At 73.7% G+C, this 20,803-nt stretch carries 13 protein-coding genes; 3 read left to right on the forward strand and 10 right to left on the reverse strand.

Annotated features, from left to right (window positions below; genetic code table 11):
* Nucleotides 1–54: 54 nt before the first annotated feature.
* Complete coding sequence (locus ACFWU3_RS19610) at nt 55–1,560, reverse strand: metallophosphoesterase family protein (RefSeq protein WP_384438804.1); 1,506 nt, start codon at nt 1,558–1,560, stop codon at nt 55–57.
* Between the two features lie 232 nt (nt 1,561–1,792).
* Here ACFWU3_RS19610 and ACFWU3_RS19615 point away from each other — a divergent pair, with 232 nt between their 5' ends.
* From ACFWU3_RS19615 to ACFWU3_RS19625, 3 genes are all read left to right on the forward strand, one after another.
* Nucleotides 1,793–2,026, forward strand: coding sequence for a hypothetical protein (locus ACFWU3_RS19615; RefSeq protein WP_384438807.1), 234 nt, complete (start codon nt 1,793–1,795; stop codon nt 2,024–2,026).
* A gap of 111 nt (nt 2,027–2,137) precedes the next feature.
* Entirely contained in the window at nt 2,138–2,917 is a 780-nt protein-coding gene (locus ACFWU3_RS19620; RefSeq protein ID WP_384438810.1) for an aminotransferase class IV, read from the forward strand.
* A gap of 100 nt (nt 2,918–3,017) precedes the next feature.
* Nucleotides 3,018–3,281 carry a hypothetical protein gene (locus tag ACFWU3_RS19625; protein ID WP_384438813.1) on the forward strand — a complete coding sequence of 88 codons (264 nt, stop codon included), beginning with the start codon at nt 3,018–3,020 and terminating at the stop codon, nt 3,279–3,281.
* Here ACFWU3_RS19625 and ACFWU3_RS19630 read toward each other — a convergent pair.
* The 9 genes from ACFWU3_RS19630 to ACFWU3_RS19670 all read right to left on the reverse strand — a co-directional run bounded on the left by ACFWU3_RS19630 (nt 3,272) and on the right by ACFWU3_RS19670 (nt 20,626).
* Nucleotides 3,272–3,427, reverse strand: coding sequence for a hypothetical protein (locus ACFWU3_RS19630; protein WP_313942407.1), 156 nt, complete (start codon nt 3,425–3,427; stop codon nt 3,272–3,274). The two genes, ACFWU3_RS19625 and ACFWU3_RS19630, sit on opposite strands and share 10 nt — an antisense overlap.
* 147 nt (nt 3,428–3,574) lie before the next feature.
* Nucleotides 3,575–3,841 (reverse strand): hypothetical protein, encoded by a 267-nt coding sequence (locus ACFWU3_RS19635; protein WP_313942408.1) that lies wholly within the window; start codon nt 3,839–3,841, stop codon nt 3,575–3,577.
* 111 nt (nt 3,842–3,952) lie between these two features.
* On the reverse strand, nt 3,953–4,828 hold the full coding sequence (locus ACFWU3_RS19640; RefSeq protein WP_384438818.1) for a galactokinase: 876 nt from the start codon (nt 4,826–4,828) through the stop codon (nt 3,953–3,955).
* 53 nt (nt 4,829–4,881) lie between these two features.
* Nucleotides 4,882–6,744: a methyltransferase domain-containing protein gene (locus ACFWU3_RS19645; RefSeq protein WP_384438821.1), complete on the reverse strand. Its 1,863-nt coding sequence runs from the start codon at nt 6,742–6,744 to the stop codon at nt 4,882–4,884.
* Nucleotides 6,741–7,907: a glycosyltransferase gene (locus ACFWU3_RS19650; protein WP_384438824.1), complete on the reverse strand. Its 1,167-nt coding sequence runs from the start codon at nt 7,905–7,907 to the stop codon at nt 6,741–6,743. The genes ACFWU3_RS19645 and ACFWU3_RS19650 overlap by 4 nt, the downstream gene beginning before the upstream one ends.
* On the reverse strand, nt 7,904–8,719 hold the full coding sequence (locus tag ACFWU3_RS19655) for an alpha/beta fold hydrolase (protein ID WP_384438827.1): 816 nt from the start codon (nt 8,717–8,719) through the stop codon (nt 7,904–7,906). Before ACFWU3_RS19655 ends, ACFWU3_RS19650 begins: the two co-directional genes overlap by 4 nt.
* A gap of 6 nt (nt 8,720–8,725) precedes the next feature.
* Nucleotides 8,726–9,034: a phosphopantetheine-binding protein gene (locus tag ACFWU3_RS19660; RefSeq protein ID WP_327677326.1), complete on the reverse strand. Its 309-nt coding sequence runs from the start codon at nt 9,032–9,034 to the stop codon at nt 8,726–8,728.
* Nucleotides 9,024–13,802, reverse strand: coding sequence for a beta-ketoacyl synthase N-terminal-like domain-containing protein (locus ACFWU3_RS19665; protein ID WP_384438830.1), 4,779 nt, complete (start codon nt 13,800–13,802; stop codon nt 9,024–9,026). Before ACFWU3_RS19665 ends, ACFWU3_RS19660 begins: the two co-directional genes overlap by 11 nt.
* Complete coding sequence (locus ACFWU3_RS19670) at nt 13,799–20,626, reverse strand: SDR family NAD(P)-dependent oxidoreductase (RefSeq protein WP_384438833.1); 6,828 nt, start codon at nt 20,624–20,626, stop codon at nt 13,799–13,801. Before ACFWU3_RS19670 ends, ACFWU3_RS19665 begins: the two co-directional genes overlap by 4 nt.
* Nucleotides 20,627–20,803 lie beyond the last annotated feature (177 nt).

Below are 20,803 nucleotides of genomic sequence, written 5' to 3' on the forward strand. Positions count from 1 at the left end.
GGCCGGGTGGGGCTGGTTCGGGTCGTTCGGTTGGGGGGCGGTCGGCGAGGCCGGTCAGACCAGAGGGATCGTCACATCGTCCTCCACCGGTGGATCGAGTTCGGCTTCCCGGTTCCCGGTAGCGGAGAAGCAGCGAAGGCGAACCGCTTCCGGGGTGACGTCCAGTCGCAGGAAGCACTTGAAGAACGGAGGGCTGTACGTCGCCGAGCCCGGCGAGAACAGCTGTGTGTAGGTCTTGCGGACCGGGAGGCGCAGCCACGAGGCGCGCTGGGGGCGGCTGCCGGCACCCAGCAGGGACGCCACGACGCGGGTGCGGAGGGTCACGCGTGCCGGGGGCCCTGCGGCCCGGGTCGGGCGGATGCCGAGGCGATGGGCGACGACCGCGGCGGCCTGCGCCTCGCTGAGCTCGAAGAAGCGGCGCATGTGCAGCCTGCGGCCGTAGAGCCTGCTGTAGAAGGCGAGCGAGTCACCGCGCAACGGGTAGCAGCGGAAGTCGTCCTCGGTGACCTCGGCGACGGAGACCCGCGGAATGGTGTGCGTGGCGTGCATGAACGCGCCCCCGCCGCCCGCCACCACGTACTGGATGGTGCGGCCGTCCACCGTCACCGGGTAGCGCTGGTAGTTGTGTATGTCGCCGCCGATCGCGGCGACATAGTGGTGCGCGGGGTTGCGCACGATGTCGTCGACCGTGCCGCCGCCCTCGATCGGGCACGGCTCGTGCTCGGCGTCCACATACAGCGGCGAGCCCGTCACCAGGATCTTGGGGGTGTCGCCGCGCGAGACCTCACGCAGCCAGCGGCCCTGTTCGGCGTCGATCCCGCCCAGGAGGCCGGTGTCTATCCCTATGACGCGCACGGGCCCGGCGTCAACGGCCCAGTACGGGCCCGGCTGGACGGCCTGCTGGGCCGGCGCGGACCGCAACTGCCGTACCTCGGCGAGGCGTTGTTCGTCGACTGCCCGCGGTTTCCGCCACAGCAGGGAGCGCAGCCAGGCCCGGCTGAGGGGCCGCGGCCGCGGGGTCGCTTCCTGGGGCGGGCCGGGGGCGTCGCAGAAGACCCGCATGAAGCCGTTGATGCCGTCGTACCAGTCGTGGTTGCCGGGCACGGCGTAGATGGGCGCCGGATAGTCCTTGTAGGGACGGAAGAACTTCGTGCCGTACTCGTCGGCATGGCCGACCGGGTACACGACATCGCTGGCGAGCACGGCGAAGCGCGTTCCCCGGCTCGCCGCCAGGAAGCCCGGGACCACCGCGTACTGCGGGTCGTCACCCTCGCCGGTGTCGGCGATGAGCATGAAGGAGAAGTGATCGGGGTCGTCGCGCCGGATCACCAGGTCGGCGGGGGCGCCGTCGGCCGCCATCCGCTCGACCCAGCGCTGCCGGTGGTCGTCGGTGGGATCGCCGAACCACGAGGCGAGGACGCCGTTCCGGGCCGGCCAGAGCGTCTTCGGGTTGAGCCAGGAGAGCTTTTCGACGTGCTGCGGCATCAACTCCTTGTACGAGCCGCGTTCCTTGGTACCCCAGCCGGCACCGTCGGCCGAATCGCGCGAAGAGTCAGGCATCGGCGAACCGTAACAACGATCGCCACTGCGGCGGGAGGGACCAGCGGCGGGCGGACGCGCACGGACCCGAAGGGCTCCGCGACCCCGGACGGCGGCCCGGACCGGCAAGGGGTCGGCAGGCCGCGTCGACGGGCCCGTTCGGGTGGAACGGCGACGCATCGCGCCACTGCGGAACCCGGGCGGTGCTGATCACGTTGTGCCAGTAGGTACCACTGATCCTCAGGAGGCAGACATGGCCGGGTTCCTCGACCGAGCCAAGGAGCAGGCGCAGTCCGCGCTGCAGCAGGGCAAGCAGAAGGTCGACGATGTGCAGCAGCAGAAGGCCGGCGGTGACCTGCTGAAGAAGCTCGGCGCCGCGTACTACGCGGAGCGTCGTGGCAGCGGCAGCCCGCAGGCCACTCAGGACGCGCTCACCGCGCTCGAAGCTTATGTGAACACCCACGGAGACGGTTTCCTGCGTCACTGACCCGCCTGGCCACGGCATCCCGACGCCCCGCACCGTTCCGCACGGCGCGCGGGTGTCGGAGCCATCGGCCATGCCCGCCGACTCCGCCGAACCCGCGCCGAGGGTGATCGCTTGACCCGCACAGAGACCACGTACACACAGATCGACGGGGCTCCGGCCACCGAATCCGCACTGGCGGCGCCCGCGCTGAGCGGCCCCGGACACTTCACCGCGATGCAGGTGCGAGACCGCCGGGTGCGCGGCCTGGCACTCCATCTGGACCGTCTGGACGCCGCGACCCGGGAGTACCTCGGCCGGGCAGGCCTGGACGGCGAGCGGGTGCGGGCTGAGATCCGTCGGGCGCTCACCGCCTCGGGACGTGACGACGCGTCCGTGCGGGTCCACGTCCACTGGCCGGACGGCGACAGCCGGGCGACGTCGAAGGTCACGGTGCGGGCGCCCCAGGTCGCGGCGAACGGGCCGTTGCGGCTGATCTCCGTGCCGTACGTCCGGCACACTCCGCGGATCAAGCACCTCGACGGAGCGGTGCAGAACCGGGCCCTGGACGAGGCCGAGGCCCGGGGCGCCGACGAAGCGCTGCTGACCACCCCCGAGGGCCTGGTCACCGAGGGCGCCATCACCAACATCGCCTTCTGGGACGGCGAGCACGTCGTCTGGCCCGAGGCGCCCTGTCTGCGGGGGATGACGATGGCGCTGCTGGAGCCTCGGCTGCCGTCGGTCCGCCGACCGGTCACCCTCGGCGATCTGCCCCGCTACCGCGCCGCGTTCGTCACCAACTCCCACGGCATCAGTCCGGTGGGCCGGATCGACGACGTCGAGTTCCCCGTCGCCCGTGAGTTCATGGCCGGCGTCACGGCGGCGTACGAAGCGGTGCCCTGGGACACCGTCTGACCTCCTGGGTCACACCTCGGCCGAGGTGAGTACGTGAGGCGCGTTCAGCTGAGTATCCGAGCCGATACCGGCCCGCTGCCCAGCTGGTCGAATAGCGGCCATGACACCTGACGCGGCCCCCCGCCCCCGCCTCCAGCACGTCTCCGTCACCGGGGCCGCCCTGGTCGGCGTCCTGTTGCCGCTGGCCGCCGGCGTCCTGCTGGCGAGGACCATGGGCGCCGATCCGCTGACGCCCGTGAACGCGTTCATCACCCACGGCGGGCAGCGGGCGAACGCCCTTCCCGGGCAGTTGCGCCGCTGCGGACGGTACGCGCTGCGGCGCGGTCGGCCCGTGGCCCGTCTGCGGCGAGTGCCTCAGCTGTAGCCGTGCGCCCGGGCGCGGAAGTTCATCGTCTGCTCGAGCTGCTGCTGGGCCTGCTCGGCCGTTCTGCGTGCTTCGGCCGGGACGTCCCCTCGCTCGTCGACGAGCTCTGCGTAGATGGGGGCGTCTGATCGGTCCGCGGTGCTCACGGTCGTGAGGTCCTTCCTTCGAGCGGCTTCCCGCTTCCCGCCGGCGGCCGGAAGCGGGGACCGAGTCTACGGTCCACCCTGCGGCGACGACCGTCCGCCCCCTGCGTGGGAGCGTGGGCCGGGAAACAGGGTGGTGTGCGGGTGGGGTCAGCGGACGTCGCCCGTCCAGTCCCAGCGCCGTGGGTCACCGGCCCGCGGGCCGTACGCCGCACGTCCTCCGGGCCCGAAGGAACCGAGCTCGGTGGGCAGCGCGGCACCCTCCGCCAGCTGTGCCGCGGGCCAGTCGGTGACATCCAGCAACAGCCCGTCCAGCGGCCCCCCGACCAGCTCGCGATAGACGTGCCCGGGCCGCGGGCCCGGATCGGGATCGTCATGGTCAGCGCCGTACACCCGGCCACGCATCAACTCGTCCATGTCTCCCACCATCGCAGGCACCACTGACAACGCGACCGGGTCAGGCGGGCGGTGCGCCGTGGGGCGCGAAGCTCTGCGACGGCGCCCCGCACTTCTCGGTCGGCAGCCCGTTCACTCCTCGCGGCGGGCCGGGCCCGCCACCGCGATGGTCAGGAAGCGCGGCACCGGCAGACCGGCGGTCCGGAACTCCTTCGCCACCTCCGTACGGATCGGTGTCAGGCGGTCCTGCGGCAACAGCACGAGCGTGCTCCGCCCAGGGCCCCGGCCCGGTCGCCAGGCGGCCAGGGCTCCGGTCCGACGGGCGCACTCCTGGGCCCGGCGGACGTCGTCGGCGCCGAGGCCCTCGCCGCGGGTCACCAGCAACATCAGCCTGGCCCCCTGCGCGGGAGGATCGAAGTCGATCCGGCGTCTGCGGCCGCCTTCGAGCACCAGCGCCCGGCCGGGGCGGCCGAACAGGACGGCCTCGCGCAGCGCCGCGTCGCCGTCCGGTGACGCGGACCTCGCCAGGGACGCGAGGCGCCCTCGGGGTGGGCGCGTTCCGGCGCGGGTGGTGTGCAGTTCGGCGATCGCGAGCGCCACCGCGCACTCCAGCGGCTCGGTGCTGGAGAGCCCGGTCGCCGGGGTCAGCGTGGAGTGGATGTGCAGATCGGCGCCGCCCCGGCCGTATCCGGCACGGGCCATGGTGCGCAGCAGCGCGTAGCTGCGGGCCGCCCACTCGGGATGCGACGACGAGGGCCCGCTGAGCCGGAACTCGCAGCTCTGCGCCGGGTGCGCCAGCGAACTCAGCCGCACCAGGCCGTCGTCGCGTGGTGCCGCGGCCGCCGCCACCGGCCAGCCCGCGGCGGCGACGGTGTGGCGCGCCGCGAGGTGGAAGGCGTGCGGGGCGCTCCACACCGTGGCCGGGGGGCGGCCGTGGGCGGATTCGAGGGCGAAGGCCACCAGGCGGAAGAGCGGGTCGGCGGTGTGGCGGCGTGCGATGTCCGGCACACCCGGGACGGTGCTCGTCCCCGGTCCGCCGCCCGTCAGGCTCCCGGTGTCCGTCACCCCGCCTCCGGTGTCTTGCGGGCCAGCAGCCGGTACGCGTTGCCGCCCTCCGTGCGCCGGGCGACCGCCGCACGCGCGGCGTCGAGACCGGCCGCGACGACGAAGCACGGCAGCGCCGCGGTGTGCACGGCCGTGCGGACGACACGCCGCGTGCGGGTCGCTCTGCCCTCGCCCCACGGGGCGTACGGATGAGGGGCGAGCCGGTTCGCCGTCAGCAGGACGGCCCCGACGAAGTCGCAGGACTGGTGCGCCGTGCCGTGTTCCTCCGCCAGCACCGTGAATCCGCGGCTCTCCAGCGCCTTGCGGAGGTTGCCGATCGGGATGAGGTGCTGGTGCTGGGGCTGGAACCACGGCAGCCAGTGCGGGCCGAGCACCCGGGAGAGCCGGGACTCGGGGTCCGGGAGCTCGATGATCAGATGGCCACCGGGCGGCAGGACGGCCGCTGCCGCGTCGAGTTCGGCGAGCGGTTCCCGGGTGTGTTCGAGGTAGTGGAACATGCTGACGGTGTCGTAGCGGTCGACGAGGCCGGTGGCGAGTTCGGGGAACTGGCCCTGATGGGCGGCGGCGACCCAGCCCCGTACCTCCGCCTCGCGCACCGCGGGGCTCATGTCCAGACCGTCGAAGCGGGTGCCGGGCCAGACGTCGCGTGCGCTGTCGCAGAAGTGGCCGTGGCCCGTGCCCACGTCGAGCCATGCGGTGGGCGTCCCGAACGGCTGGAGCATCGCGGCGCGCGCCCGGTAGGAACGGCCCATCGTGCCGAACACCTGGGCCGCGCCCGACACTCCGAGGCCCTCGTAGAAGTCGCGGTAGTAGAAGTCGAGTCCGTCCAGGGAGAGCCGGGGATTCTGGAAGACGTGTCCGCAGTCGCCGCACTCTTCGAGGGTGAAGCGGCCCGGTTTGCCCTGGAGCAGGTCGGGGACGCGGATGCGGACGGAGAGTTCGGTCGAGCCGCACCAGGGGCAGTCGGGGCGCCGGGGCTCGAAGAACCGGTCGGTGCCCGCCTTGAGTTCGGCGGCGTAGACGGGGCGCAGCGCCTCCAGTTCGGCGGTGGCCGCACCGGATCCGGACCGCTCGTCGGCGGCCGTACGGATCGCGGAGGCCAGGGACGTGAAGGGACGCGCCGCGGTCGCGCCGAGGAGGTCGGCCGGGCGCAGCGTTCGCCGCGGCCCGCCGAGGACCAGGGCCGGCTGGAGCCAGTACAGGGCGGCTGCCGCTGCTCCCCATCCGCCGTCCGCCACGGCGGCGCGCGTCAGCAGCCCGAGACCGGCCAATTGGGCGACGGTCAGCAGACCGGTGGGCAGCCCCTGTGCGCGCAGCTCCGCTCCCCGGCGGGCGGGGTCGGGTGGCGGGACGGCCAGGCCGGGCGCGATGGCGACTCCGGTGCCGGCGGGGGCGTACTCCTTCAGACGCCCCAGCAGGGTGTGCAGCTCGGCGGGTTCACGGGCGGCGCCGGTGCCGTCGTCGATCCCCGACCGACGCAGGACGTCCTCGGCGACGAGGAGAGCGTGTCCCGCTCCACGGCCGTCGGCGGTGCGGTCGTAGCGCGCGGCGCTGCGGTCGAGGAGGCGGAGCAGGCTCAGGGCCCGTTCCGTGTCGAGCCTGTCGGGAATCAGGTCGACCACCTGGAGGCCGGCCCGTTCGGCGTGGGCGATCGCGGCGCGCAGGGTGGCGGCGTCGACGTCGACCCCGCGGGCGGTGATCAGATGCCATGCACCGGACGGGGACGTGCCGTTCGCAGGGGCGAGCTGGTCCAGTACGGGCAGGGTGCGCAGTCTTCGGCGGGCGCGCACGGTGCCCGCTGTCAGCCCGGCCAGGGCGACGACGGCGGCCCACGGGATGTCGGTCGGGGACGGTGTCATAGGAGTTTCTCCAACCGGTCGGCCGCGGCCGCGGCACCGCCCGCGGCGGCGAACGATGCCTGGATACGGCGGGCTGCCCCGCGGTGGGCGGGGTTGTCGAGTACGGCGGCGATGGCGTCGTGGAGCTCGGCCGCGCGGGGCCGGCCGAAGCGGACCCTCAGGCCCGCGCCGGCGGTGGTGACCTGCTCGGCGACGATCGGCTGGTCGTCCCGGATCGGGGCGACGACGAGTGGCAGTCCGTACGCGAGGGATTCGCAGACGGTGTTGTGGCCGCCGTGGGACACCACGGCGTCGAGGTGCGGTAACAGGGGCAGTTGGGGTACGCGTTCCTGGTGCAGGACGTGATCGGGAACCTCGCCGACGGCGTCGGGCGGAGCCGCGAGGATCAACTGCGCCCGGTCGGCGAGCTGTTCGGCGGCCTGGAGGACAGCGGCGAAGAAGCGGCCGCCCGCCTCGCCGTTGAGGGTGCCGAGCGACACCAGGACCCGGCGTCTCAGGGGGTCGAGCCGCTGCCACGGGAAGGCGGAGCCGTCGGAGGGACGGGGGCTCAACGCGGGGCCGACGAAGGCGAAGTGCCCGGGGTGGGACGTGTGCTCACCGACCAGTTCGAGGGTGGAGAAGACGAGGACCAGACGGTCGGAGAAGCGGGGGTCCCAGCCGGGGTCCGACCCGCAGTCCGCGAGCAGCCCTGCCAGCTGATCCATCACCCAGTCGGCCACCTTGGGGAAGCCCGCGAAGGGCCGGGTGAACTCGGCCGATGTCGTCGCCGATGTCGCCCAGGGCAGTCCCCGGCGCTCGGCGACCACCGCTCCGGCGAGTGCCTGCTGGTCGACGACCAGGACATCGGGAGCGTAGGAGTCGACCGCCGCCTCGACGCCGGGAATCATGGCGTGGGCGAGCGGGATGAGCGCTTCCGACCACAGGAAGCGGAGCGCGGCGACTCCCCGCAGATCGCGCCAGTGTGTGTGCAGCGCGCCGTAGCCGCGGGGCCCGGGACGGTCTCCGGACGGGAAGAGCCGCGCGTCCGCCGGCAGCAGCCGGGGCAGGACTTCGGCCGGTCCGGTCCAGGCGACCCGGTGCCCGCGCGCGGCGAGTTCGGCGGCGACGGCGACCGTGGGGTTGATGTGCCCGGCCAGCGGCGGGACGACGAAGAGGACCTTCATACGACCACCGCGCCGGCGTGTCGCGTCTCGCGGGAGCCGGCCGCTTCGGCGAGTCGGCCGAGCACGGCGTGCCGGAGGTCGTCGGTGCCTCCTTGAAGGACGTCGTGGCCGAGGCCCGGCAGGATGCGCAACGTGCAGTCGGGCGCGTGGTGGACCAGTTCCCGTGCACCGGGGACGAGTTCGGAGTGTTCGCCGCAGACGGCGAGGACCGGGCAGTGCACGCGGGCGAAGTCCTCGGGCGTGAAGGGCCGGCTCGCGGCGATGTCGTCGATCATGCTGGTGCGGTTGAGGAGTTCGTCGGCGGTGGCGGTCAGCCGGGCGGCCTTGCGCGCGCCGATCGAGGAGAGTTCCTGCGGGACCTGGCTCCCTTCCAGGGCGAGGGCCGCGACGGACAGCGTGTCGAGCATGTTCTCGATCCAGGTACCGGTCAGCGGGGCCTCCACCAGGACGAGTCCTGCGACGAGGTCGGGGCGGGCGAGTGCGGTGTGCAGAGCGATCGTGCCGCCGTAGCTGTTGCCGATGAGGTGGACGGGACGCTCGTCGAGGCCGAGGGCGGTGAGCACCGCGGTCAGGTCCTGCACGGCGGTGGCGATGTCGTAGCCGGTGGACGGGCGTTCGGAGCGACCGTGGCCGCGCAGGTCGTACAGGACGATGTCGTGGCCGGCCTGGGCTGCGGGGACCGCGAGGGTGGCGTAGAAGCTGGAGAGGTTGTCCACGACCAGGCCGTGCAGGAAGACGGCGGTCGCGCCGGTGCGGTCGCCGGGCGGCCGGTGGACGTGGAAGCGCAGGGAGTTGGCGTGGACGAGGGGCATGCCGGCTCAGACGACCGGGGCCGGTGTCGTGGGGAGCCTGCCCGCGATGTGGGCCACCAGATCGCCGACCGTCATCGCCAGGATCTCCTCCATGTCCTTCTCGGCCAGGAAGGCCATGAGATCCACGGCCGTGCCGTAGCGCTGCTGAAGCAGCTCGGCGAAGGCGACGAACTCGATGCTCTCCAGGGCCAGATCCTCGTTGAACGTGGTGTCCGCGGTGACCTCCTCCTCCAGCAGGAAGTCGTCGCCCACGGTCTCGACGAGCATGGCGGTGATCTCGGCGAGTATGCGTTCGGCGGTGGGGTCAGATGCCATGTCCGGCCTCCGTGGGGGTGGGGGTGACTCGATGGGTGGGGGTGGGCGCCGGGACCGTCCAGGCGACGACGAACGTCTCGGGGGCGCGGTCCGGCTCGGCTGGTCCGAGGACGGTGGTGGTCCGGATGCTGTGGCCGTTGCCCTCGGGGGAGCTCACGAGCAGTCCGGCGGGTCCCTCGGCAACGGTCCACTGCCGGGGGCGGCCGCCGAGCCCGCTGCCCTCCGCCTTCGCCGCGGCCTCCTTGGCGCACCAGAGCACGGTGGCCGCCTGCGCGTGACCGATTCCCTCCCGCGCCGCGAGGTCGTCGGCGAGCCGCCGCTCGTCGGCGGTGAGCGCGATCGGGGTCAGGGCGTCCGGGTCGTCCGTGACGGCTTCGATGTCGATACCGACGGAGCTGCCGGTGTGGACGCAGGCGACCGCCATCCGGTCCTTGTGCGCGAGGGAGAGTCGCAGACCTGCGGCGAGGGGGCCCTCGGGGACGGGTCGGCCGAGCGAGTCGTTGCCGATGGGGATCTCCACGGGGAAGAGGGGCCCCGCGCCGGTGTCCCACAGGGCCTGCCGTACGGCGTCCTTGGCGGCGATCCGCCCGAGCAGCCAGGCCGAACGGGCGCGCGGAGGACGTCCCTCGTACACGGCGCGCTCGTCCGCCCCCAGATAGCGGCGCATCACCAGTTCCTGCGACGCCGCATCGCTCCAGCGGCGTCTGGCCAGACACCAGCCGCCGGGCTGCGGCTCGCCGATGCCGCAGATCTCCGGGGTGAACTTCATCGGCCACACCCGCTCGTCGGCCGCGAAGCGCCGGTACGTCCAACCCTCCAGACGGGCCCACACCGTGCCGTCACCGGCGGTGAGTTCCACATCCCCGCGTACGGAGTCCGGTCTTACGGCGCGGATCCGCGCCGTGGCACCGAGCAGGGCGCCCTCGCGGGGTGCGGGTCCGTGCAGGTGGATCCGCTCCAGCGAGGCCGGGAAGACGAGGCGGTCCTCGGGAAGCCGCAACTGCATCCAGTGCCCAAGGAGTTGACCCGCCGCATCGAGCAGCGCGCCGGGCGCGGGCAGGGCCCGCAGCACACCGCGGATGCCGTCCTCGGCGACGGCGTCCACGCGGTGGACCCCGGCGAAGGCGGGCCCGTGGAACATCCACCGGTCGCGGTAGAGCGCCTCGGCACTGACGGGAGGCGGTCCCTCACGCGTCAGGGATGCCCGATCGGGGGCCGACGCGGAGGGGTGGCGGTCGGCCAGGACGACGGTGACGGTCGCGCTGCCGGCGATCTCCACGCGTACGCGCGCGCCACCGCCCTCGAAGGGCTCCACGGACGGTGTCGCGGTGATCTCGGCGTCCACGGGCGGGGCGACGGGCAGCCAGCGCAGTGCGCGTACGTCCTCGAAGCCGGTCACCGTCCGTCCCGGCACAGCCTCGCGAGCGGCGTCGGCGGCCAGCTCCAGCAGGGTGGTCATGGGGACGACGGGAAACCGGTCGGCGGGCTCGGGCCAGTCGTCGGGCTGGAGGTAGACGCAGTGGTCGCGGACGTACGGCATCGTCTCCAGAGAGAGTTGCCGCCGGGTCCGGCGGGCGGGAGACGGGACCGCGGCCGCCGCGCGGGCCTCGGGTGCGGTCGCCGCGTGGGCCTCGGGTGCGGTGGCCGCGCGGGCCTCGGGGCGGGAGGGCGCGGCCGGCTCGCGACCCGGGGAATGCGCGGGCGCGGCCGGCTCGCCTGCTGCCGAACGTGCCGGTGCGGCCGCCGCGCGAGCCGGGGAATGCGCGGGCGCGGCCGCCTCGCCTGCTGCCGAACGTGCCGGTGCCGCCGTCGAGCGCCAGGCGTCGGCCACGCTCCGCACGGCGCTCTCCGTCTCGTCGAGCACCGCGTCCAGGGCCGACAGCAGTACCGGCCGGTCGACGGCGGTCCTCGCACGGCCGGTGCCGAGGGTGAGCGAAGGCGTCTTGCCGTCGAGCCGTACGAGGGGTGAGCCCAGGTCGAGCCGCAGTCCAGCGGGCTCGGCGGTAGCGGAGGGCGCCGCTGCCTCGGCCGGGGCCACGGGTGGTGGCGGCATGCTCGTCGGGAGGAGTGAGGGCCCGCGCTCCAGCAGTCGTTCCCAGCGCGGCTGCAGCCCCTCGGTCCACAACGCCGCTACCAGGCTCCGAAGTTGGGCAACGCCCTCACCCGGCCCGGCGCCCGCCGGGACGACCAGATGGCTCTCACCATGAAGGGTGTCCCCCACGAAGCCGGGGAGACTGCCGGGCCCCAGCTGGACGAAGCCGCGCACCCCCTCGGCGTACAGCCGTGACGTCAACTCCCGGAAGCGCACCGGCTCCAGGAGGTGTCGCAGTACCACATCGCGGATCTCGTGATCCGCATCCGGGTACGGAGAGACGGTCGTCGCCGACCAGACCGGCACGGTCGGCGGCCGCAACGGCAGTCTGTCGAAGGCGGCGCGCACCTGGTCGAGGTACGGCGCCCACATCGGTGTGTGGAAACCCGACCGGAAGGGCAGCTCGTGCGTGAGCACACCCTGATCGGCCAGGCGGGCCAGTGCCGCCGCCACCGGGCCGGGCTCCCCGCACAGCACTGACTGGTGCGGGCAGTTGTCATGACTGACCGCGATGCGGTCGAGGCCCCGCAGCGCCTCGGTGGCCTGCCGCGCTCCGCAGCCCAGCGCCGCGTACACGAGGTCGGGCACATCGAGATCTCCCGGCCTGAGGGAGTCGATGAAGGTGTCGACCGCCTGCTGGGGATACATCCCCGCGGCCACCATCGCGGTCCACTCCCCCAGGCTGTGTCCCGCCAACAGGTCCGGCCGGACGCCGAGTTCGGGCAGCACGCGGGAGAAGAACCGGCCCGTGGCGATGGCGTCGACGGCGCGTTCCACGAGCGCGCCACCGCCGGTCAGGGTGGGCTTCGGCAGCCGCAGCAGCGCGGCGACGTCGTCCACGTCCGGTACGAGGTCCGGCTCCAGGCCGGGGAAGACGAACGCCAGCCGGGCGTCGTCGGACGCGAGCAGCGGGTCCGGCGTGAACCACACGCCGCCGCGGCCCCGCCAGGGCCGTCCCCTGGCGACGACCGTGGCGGCCAGGGCCAGGCGCTTCGGGGTGGGCCCGAGGACGGCGAGCCGGTACGGCCCGCCGCGGGACTCGGTCGCAGGGTCGACTGCCGGGTCCGGGTACCGCGCGAGGGAGGCGGCCAGGTCCTCCGGTCGGACGGCCGAGAGCAGGAGCACGTCCCCGTCGGCCCCGGTGGTCTCGGTGACCCCCCTGGCCGCAACGGGGGACGTCGGCACGGCACGGGAAACCGCCGCCCCCGCGAGCCGCGGCCACGCGGCGTCCGAAACCCTCGCCCCCGGGGCCTCTTCCACCACCACATGCGCGTTGATGCCGCCGAAGCCGAACGCGTTCACACCTGCCCGGCGGGGTGCCCGGCCGCGCTCCCACGGTTCGGCCGCGGTGACCGGGCGCATCCGTGTCCGGGCGAACCCTTCGTGCGGATCGTCCACATGGAGGGTCGGCGGCAGGATCCTGTCGTGCACGGCGAGTACGGCCTTGATCAGGCCCGCCATCCCGGACGCCTGCATGGTGTGGCCGAGCATCGACTTCACGGAGCCCATCGCGACGGGTTCATCGCCCGCGTCCCGCGATCCGAACACCCGTGCCAGGGTGGTGAGTTCGGCTTCGTCCCCCACCGGGGTCCCGGTGCCGTGGGCTTCGAGCAGGCCGAGTGCGTCGGGTGCGGTCGGGTCCAGGCCGCCCTGCCGCCAGGCGAGTTGCAGTGCGCGCACCTGTCCGTCCACGAGGGGGCTCATCAGGCTCGCCGCTCGTCCGTCGCCCGCGACACCGGCGCCCCGGACGACGGCGTAGATACGGTCACCGTCCCGTTCGGCGTCGGCGAGCCTCTTCAGCAGGACCACTCCGGTGCCCTCGGAGAGCAGGGTGCCGTCGGCCCCGCGGTCGAAGGGACGGATGTGCTGGCTGGGGCTCAGCGCCCGCAACTGGGTGAAGACACTCCACAAGGTGGCGATGTGGCAGTGGTGCACGGCCCCCGCCACGACCAGGTCGCAGCTCCCGGCCGCCAGCAGCCCGGCCGCCTGCTCGACCGCGAGCAGGGAGGAGGCGCATGCGGCGTCGAGTGTGTAGGCGGGGCCCCGGAAGTCGAGGCGGTTGGCGGTCCGGGCGGCGGTGAAGCTGGGGACGAGGCCGATCGACGCCTCGGGCCGCTCCGGTCCGAGGCCGGCCTGGAAGGCATCGCGGACCGCGGCGATCCGGTCCTCGCCCAGTTCCGGGGCGAGTTCGCGCAGGGTCGTCGCCAACTGATGGGCGGTACGGACCCGTTGGTCGAGGCGGGCGGTGGCGACCCCCATGAAGCCACCGCGGCCGAGGATCACTCCGATCCGGGAGCGGTCGTCGGGCAGCGCCTCCTCTCCCCCGGCGTCGGCGACGGCTTCGGCGATCACGCGCAGCGCGAGCAGTTGGTCGGGCTCCGCGCCCGCCACGGCCGCGGGCATGATGCCGTAGCGGGTCGGGTCGAAGGCGGTCAGCTCGTCGATGAAGCCGCCGCGCCGGCAGTAGAAGCGGTCGCTGCGTGCCGGGCCTTCGCTGCCGTGCGGGTCGTAGTACACCTCCGGGTCCCAGCGCCCGGGCGGTACGTCGGTGATGGCGTCGGTGCCCGCGTAGAGATTGCGGCGGTACGCGACCAGGTCTCCCGCGCCGGGAAAGACCGCGCCCATCCCGACGATGGCGGCGTCGGTGGGACGGGGGCCGCGGCCCGGGTCGGTCACGGCCGCCCTCCGAACCCGTCGCCGGGCTGCTCCGCAAGCAGCACGACCTGGCCCGTGGTGCCGTGTGCCAGCTCGGCGAGGAACGCGTCCGTGCCGCCGTCGGGGTCGATCAGCGGAATTCCCCGGCTCGCGTACATCCGCTCCAGCTCGGGAGTCACCATGCCGCCGGCCTCGGCGGCCCAGGGGCCCCAGTCGACGGCGAGGACCCGCCCGGGGAAGCGGCGCGACCAGGCCGGGGTGGTGGCCAGCGTGTCCAGGGCGTCGTTGGCGGCCGCGTAGTCCGCCTGGCCGCGGTTGCCGAAAACCCCGGCGACGCTGCCGAAGAGGACGAGGAACTCCGGTGCGGGGGCGTGCCCGTGGTCGGCCGCGGCGTCGGCGAGGTGACGTGCGCCGTCGACCTTGGTGCCGAAGACCCGGGCGAAGGAGGCCGGATCCTTGTCGGACAGGAGCCGGTCCTCGATGGTCCCCGCTCCGTGCACGATGCCGTCGAGCCGGCCGTGGCGGGCGCGTACGTCACGAACGACCGCGTGCACGGCCTGCGGGTCGGTGACATCCGCCGCGTGGTAGCGCACGGAGGCAGCGACGCGCCTCACGGCGTCCAGGGTGGCCCGGACCTCCCGCGCGGCGAGAATCCGGGTTGCGGCCGCCTCGATGTCGGCGGGCGTACGCAGTCCCTGGTGGACCAGCGCGGCACGCAGCGCGACCCGGTCATGGGCATGGGCGAGAGCCGGATCCTCCGCGTCGTCGGGCGCCGGAGTACGGCCGATGAGTTCGATGTGGCAGCCGGTGGCGTCCGCCAGCGCGAGAGCGGTGCGGGCGGTGATCCCCCGGGCCCCGCCGGTCAGCAGGACGACGGAATCGCGGCTCAGCGGCAGGGGCAGCCGTCCCCGGCCGGACAGCGGTACGGGGACGGTGCGCAGCACATTGCGGGTGCCGTTGGTGTAGCCGACCGCGACGGGCTCGTCCGGGGAGCACAGTTCGGCGATCAGATGCGAGGCGATCCGCTCGGGACGGTCCTTGGGGTCGATGTCCACGGCCCGGATCTCCGCTCCCGGATATTCGATGGCGGCGGAGCGGGCGAACCCGTAGAGGCCGGCCCCGGGGATGGGGTCCGTGGCCTCGGGTGTGCCCTGAGGCAGCAGGTCGGCGACCACGTCCGCGGGAACGGCGACCCGGCCGAACGCTCCTCCGCAGCCGGTGACCAGCAGCAACTGGCGCGTCCCGGCCACCAGGGTTTCCCGCAGGGCGCGGAAGGCTTCCGGCAGGACCGGGGCGGGCGCCGGGCGCAGGGCACTGAGGTCGACGACGCCGTCGCAGCCCGCGGCATCGGCCAGCCGGTCCGGGTGCACGGTGCGCACTTCCGCGCCCTGCTCCTCCAGTGCCGCCGCGAGGGCGACGGCAACGCCCAGTCCGTCGTCGACGACGGCGAACTGCCGCCCTGCCAGGGCGTCGGCGGGGTCCCGCGTCGCGGGCGGCTCGACCGAGGCGACTTCGACGAGCAGCCTGGTCAGAGGTACACGGCCGGCTGCGGGGGCAGGCAGCTCGCCGCCTGCCGGACCGGCTCCGGGACCCGATTCGGCCGTGATCACAGCGCCCTCGGCCACCGTCGTACCGTGCCCGGTCGACGTCGTACCGCGGGCCACGATCCAGTCGACGATGCCGCTGATCGTCTTGATGCGGGCGAGTTCCTCGACGGCCGATTCCTCGGCGCCGCCGGTCCCGGAGGGCAGCCCGATCCGGTCGGCCAGCGCACCGATGATCTCCACCCGTTTGATGGAGTCGACCGAGAGGTCGGCCTCCAGATCGAGTGCCGGGTCGAGCATCTCGCGCGGATAGCCGGTCCGGATGTGGATGATCTCCAGTACGGCGTCCATGAGCTGAGCGGGTGTCAGGGGTCGGTCCTCGTCCGCCGCGCGCCTGTCTGCCGTCGGCTCGTCCACGATGTCCTGCGGCGCGAACTCCCGAGGCACGGCCTCGCGCACCGGGGACGGGACCTCCCCACTCGCCCCCAAGTAGCCCAGCAGAACGTCTCGTTGGGCCGCGACCAGCTCCCGCGCTCCGCGCAGATACTCCAGAACCGCGTCCTCCCGGCGGTCGTCCGCCGCTGCCGGGACCGACGCCTCCACCCGTCGGGCGGGCTGCAACCCTCCTGCCACCGGCACACCGTCCGCGGTCCGCACGAGGTGCCCGTCCACCAGCCAGCCCGGGCGACGGGGCGCCTCGGTGGGCAGAGCTGTGGCACGGCCACGGAACAGCGGTTCCGGATCGACGGGGACACCTGCGGCGGCGAGTTCGGCGAGCGCGGTGACCAGTCGTGTCAGGCCGTGTTCGCCGCGGACGTCGAGAGGTACGGCGGTGTGCGGGCGGTCGCCCAGGATGCGGCCCACCAGTCCGCTGAGCACGCGGCCGGGTCCGGCTTCGACGAAGATCCGCACTCCGGACGCGTACATGGCCTCGATCTGGTCGACGAACCGGACGGGCTCGGCGACCTGACGGGCGAGCAGCTCCCGCACGGCGGCGGATTCGGCGCCGTAGGGGCGGGCGGTCGTGTTGGACCAGACCGGCAGGTCGGGGGCGGTCACGTCCGCGTCCGCGAGTTCGGCGGACAGCAGGTCCGCGGCACCGGCGACGACCTCGCTGTGGAAGGCGCAGGCGACCGGGATGCGCTCGGCTGCCACGCCGGCCGCACGCAACTCCGCCACCGCGGCCTCCACGGCCGCGGTCGGACCGGAAATGACGCTCTGCCGGGGCGCGTTGTGGTTGGCGACGACACAGCCGGCCAACGGGCCCGCGATGTCCTGCGGCGCGCAGGGTACGGCGGCCATGGCTCCCGGGTCGTCCCCCGCCGCGGCGAGTATGGCCGCGGCACGGCGGTCACTGAGCCGCAGCAGGGTCGCGGTGTCGTAGGCGCCCGCCGCCCACAGGGCGACCAGTTCTCCGTAGGAGTGGCCGGCCGTGCAGTCCGGGCGCACGCCGAGCGAGGTGAGGAGGCGGTGGGCCGCCGCCCCGGTGAGACCGAGCGCCGGCTGTGCCGTCCGGGTGTCGGTGACGGCGGCGCGCTGTGCTTCCCGCTCCTCGGCGGTGAACGCGGCGGGCGGGTACATGGCCGCCACGCAGCCGGGGTCCGCGTCGTGGAGCACCGAGCGCAGGCGCGGGAAGGCGATGAAGAGGTCGCCCATCATGCCCGGGCGCTGGCTGCCCTGGCCGGGGAAGAGGAAGGCCGTCCGGCCGCTCCCGTCTCCCTCCTGGCGCACGTGGACTCCGTCGCCGGCCGTGAACTCGCGGGCGTGGGACAGCTTTTCGGCCAGGTCGTCGAGGTCCGTCGCGACGACGGCCACCTGGACCGGACCGTCCTGGGTGGAGACTTCGGCCGCCAGGTCGCGCAGCGGCCAGGGCCGCCCGGCCGCGTCGTTCTGCTCCAGGCGGGCGGTGAGGCGGCCGACGGCACGCACCGCCGCCTGCCGGTCGGCTCCACGGAACAGGAAGAGCTCCGCCGGCCAGACGTCGAGGCCGTGCTCGGGCTCCTCGGCCTGCGCGTACCCGGTCAGCACGGCGTGGTAGTTGGTGCCTCCGAAGCCGAAGGCGCTGACGGCGGCCCGCCGACTGCCCGCGGGCGCGGCCCACGGTCTGGCCTCGGTGTCGAAGAAGAAGGGGCTGGTCCTTGCCGTCCAGTCCGCGTTGGGGCCGGTCAGGTGCAGCGTCGGCGGCCGTACACCGGAGTGCACGGCCCGCACCGCCTTGATGAGGCCGGCGAGGCCGGCCGCACACTTGGTGTGTCCGAGCTGTGACTTGACCGAACCCAGTGAGCAGAAGCCGGTCTCCTGTCCGCCGAAGACCTCGGTGAGGACGGACAGTTCCGCGCTGTCACCCACCACGGTGCCGGTGCCGTGCGCCTCCACCAGACCGATGTCGGCGGGCTCGATCCCGGCTCTCGCGTAGGCGCGGTCCAGGGCCCGGCGCTGTCCTTCGGGGCGTGGTGCGGTCAGACCGAGGGACCGGCCGTCGCTCGATGCTCCGACGGCCTGGACGACGGCGTAGATGCGGTCGCCGTCGCGTTCCGCGTCGGCGAGGCGTTTGAGGACGAGGCAGGCGACGCCTTCCCCGAGGGCGATGCCGTCTGCGCTCGCGTCGAAGGGACGGCAGCGGCCGGTGGGCGAGAGGGCCCGTACGGAGGCGAACATCAGGTAGTCGTTGAGGCTGTTGTGCACATCGGCCCCGCCGCACAGCACCATGTCGCTGTCCCCGTCGCCGAGTTGCTTGCACGCCAGGTCGAGGGCGGCGAGGGAGGAGGCGCAGGCGGCGTCGATGGTGCAGTTGGCGCCACCGAGGTCGAGACGGTTGGCGACGCGCCCTGCGATGACGTTCGCGAGCACTCCGGGGAAGGAGTCCTCGGTCAGCCTGGGCAGTTGGGCGTCCAGACCCGGCGGCAGGTCGCCGAGGTAGCCGCGGTGCAGGGCACGGAAACCGTAGGCGCCGGCGAGGTCGGTGCCCGCTTCGGCTCCGAAGACGACGGAGGTGCGGGACCGGTCGAAGTGCCGTCCGGGTGCGTATCCGGCGTCCGCGAGGGCGCGTGCCGCGGTGTCGAGGGCGAGCAGCTGGACCGGCTCGATGCTGCCGAGGGAGGCGGGGGCGATACCGTGCGCGAGGGCGTCGAAGGGCGCGGGGTCCAGGAAGCCGCCCCAGCGGGACGGGGTCCGCTCGCCCGCCCGCGCCGGGTCGGGGTCGTGATACGCGGCGGTGTCCCAGCGGTCCGCGGGGACCTCGGTGACCGAGTCGGTCCCGGCCACGATGTTGGCCCAGTACCCCGCGAGGTCGTCCGCGCCGGGATACCGGCAGGCCATCCCGACGACGGCGATCTCCAGCGGTGCCCGTTCCTCCGTCTCCGGGACGGCCTCGTCGGCACCGAGCAGCCGGGCGCGCTCGGCGAGAAGGGCCGTCGCGCCCTCGGTCACCTGGGCGTGGAGGGCCGCGACGCTGGTGACGGACGTGCGCGCCGTGGCGATCTGGCCGAGCATGTAGAGGCCTTCGGCGCGCTGTTCGTCCTCGTCGACCGGGGTGTGCTCCGATCCGGTCCGGCGCAGGCCCTTGCTGGCGATCCGCAGCCGGCCGAGGTTGAGTTTCTCCAGCTCCTCCCAGACCTCGTTCGGACTCGCGCCGTCCGCGCGCAGCCGCTCGGCCGTGGCGGTGAAGGTGTCGGCGTACGGGGTGACGGCGCACCGGGTGGCATGTCCCGGAGCCGTACGCAGGAGCGTGGTGGTGTCGCAGTCGAGCGCCGCCTGCTGGAATCCGGGCAGTACGGCACCGGCGGCGACGGCTTCCTCGGTGAAGAGGTAGGCCGTGCCCATCAGGACGCCGACGCGGGCTCCTCGTTCGGCCAGCGGCCCCGCGGCGGCCGCGACCATGGCGGCGGAGCGTTCGTCGTGGACGCCTCCGGCGAACAGGACGTCGAGTTCCTCCGCGTGCGGGAAGGCGAGCAGGCGCTCGATCTGCTCCTCCCAGAGCGGGAATGCGGCGCGCGGACCGATGTGTCCGCCGCATTCGAGCCCCTCGAAGACGAAGCGCCGGGCGCCCTCTTCGAGGAAGCGCTCCAACAGGCCCGGTGAGGGCACATGCAGATACGTCCGGGTGCCGGCCGCTTCGAGCGGAGCGGCCTGGGCGGGCCGGCCGCCCGCGATGATCGCGTACGGCGGGCGTACGGCGGCGACCGCTTCCAGTTGTGCCCGGCGCAGCTCGTCCGGGGCGAAGCCGAGCAGACCGACGCCCCAGGGCCGGGCGGCCAGCCGCCCGGCGGTCTCGGTCAGCAGGTCGTGCACCTCCTGGCCGTCCATGACGGCCAGGGCCAGAAAGGGCAGTCCGCCCGCATCGGCCACAGCGGAGGCGAAGGCCGACCGGTCGCTGACCCGGGTCATGGGGCCCTGGACGACGGGCAGCAGGTCGTCGCCGGGGCGCGGCAGCAGGGGCCGGGTCCGGGCGGCCGCACCGATGTGGCCGGTGATCGCCGCACGGACTGCCTGGACGACACTGCCGGTGGTGCGGTGACGCGCGGCGAGGCGGGCGGCCGTCGCCCCCTCCTGGCCGACGGGTAAGGGCACGCCGCGCAGGTCTCCCGCGCCGAGCAGCTCGGCCATGTCGCCCTCGGGAAGCGCGAGATCGGGCCGGGTGTAGACACGATGGCCTGCGACGACGGTGGTTTCGCTGCCGTCCATGGCACGCAGCGCGTCGGCCACCGCGCGGGGCAGTCCTTCCATTCCCTCGGTGGTCAGGGCGAGTTGGGTGTCGAGGACGACTCCCGCGGCCCCGCCGGCGACGGCGGCCGCCGCGGTGTGGAGGCCGATGCCCCCCGCGGCGTGCACGGGGACGGTCAACCGGGGGTCGGCGAGCAGGCGTTGGAGAAGGACGAAGGTGGTCGGTTCGCCGACACGGCCGCCGCCTTCGTGACCTCTGGCCACCATGCCGTCGGCTCCCGCGGCGACGGCGTCCGCGGCTTCCGCCGGGCTGACGATCTCGGCCCACACCCGGCGCCGTCCACCGTCCGACCAGGCGCCGGTGCCACCGCGCCAGTGGGATTCGGCCAGGAGCACGGTGTCCACGGCGGCGGGCAGGTCGCCGGGGGCAAGCAGACATCCGGCCGGTACCCGCACGCCGTATCGGCCACTCAGTGCGGCCATGGCGGCGAGCGCCCGGTCGCGGTCCCTGCCGAGATCGAGAATGCCCAGGGCTCCCGCTCGTTCCGCCGCCGCGACCATCCGGGGGCGGGGCTCCTCGAACGGACTGACCACGACGACAAGATCCCGGTGGGAACGCCGGGCAGGCTGAGAGATCACAGGCTCTCCTTGGGTTCCGTGCAGGGCCGGTCGAGGGAGCGGGGCACGACGGCGGTGAGGTGGGGGGTGCGCGGGTGCCTGAGGTGATTAACGGCCAGTAACTTCGCAAGCCGCGTTGCATCCTGCGGCGGCCCGACGGCAGTGTCAACGCCCATCCGCCCATCCATGCCGCAGAGG

This window comes from Streptomyces sp. NPDC058685 (genome assembly GCF_042714725.1).
GTDB lineage: Bacteria > Actinomycetota > Actinomycetes > Streptomycetales > Streptomycetaceae > Streptomyces.

What these genes read in the sequence shown, in the direction of transcription:
- ACFWU3_RS19650 (WP_384438824.1), bottom strand. Translation starts at nt 7,907, where the DNA reads ATGAAGGTCCTCTTCGTCGTCCCGCCGCTGGCCGGGCACATCAACCCC.
- ACFWU3_RS19635 (WP_313942408.1), bottom strand. Translation starts at nt 3,841, where the DNA reads ATGGACGAGTTGATGCGTGGCCGGGTGTACGGCGCTGACCATGACGAT.
- ACFWU3_RS19655 (WP_384438827.1), bottom strand. Translation starts at nt 8,719, where the DNA reads ATGCCCCTCGTCCACGCCAACTCCCTGCGCTTCCACGTCCACCGGCCG.
- ACFWU3_RS19660 (WP_327677326.1), bottom strand. Translation starts at nt 9,034, where the DNA reads ATGGCATCTGACCCCACCGCCGAACGCATACTCGCCGAGATCACCGCC.
- ACFWU3_RS19645 (WP_384438821.1), bottom strand. Translation starts at nt 6,744, where the DNA reads ATGACACCGTCCCCGACCGACATCCCGTGGGCCGCCGTCGTCGCCCTG.
- ACFWU3_RS19615 (WP_384438807.1), top strand. Translation starts at nt 1,793, where the DNA reads ATGGCCGGGTTCCTCGACCGAGCCAAGGAGCAGGCGCAGTCCGCGCTG.
- ACFWU3_RS19625 (WP_384438813.1), top strand. Translation starts at nt 3,018, where the DNA reads ATGACACCTGACGCGGCCCCCCGCCCCCGCCTCCAGCACGTCTCCGTC.
- ACFWU3_RS19610 (WP_384438804.1), bottom strand. Translation starts at nt 1,560, where the DNA reads ATGCCTGACTCTTCGCGCGATTCGGCCGACGGTGCCGGCTGGGGTACC.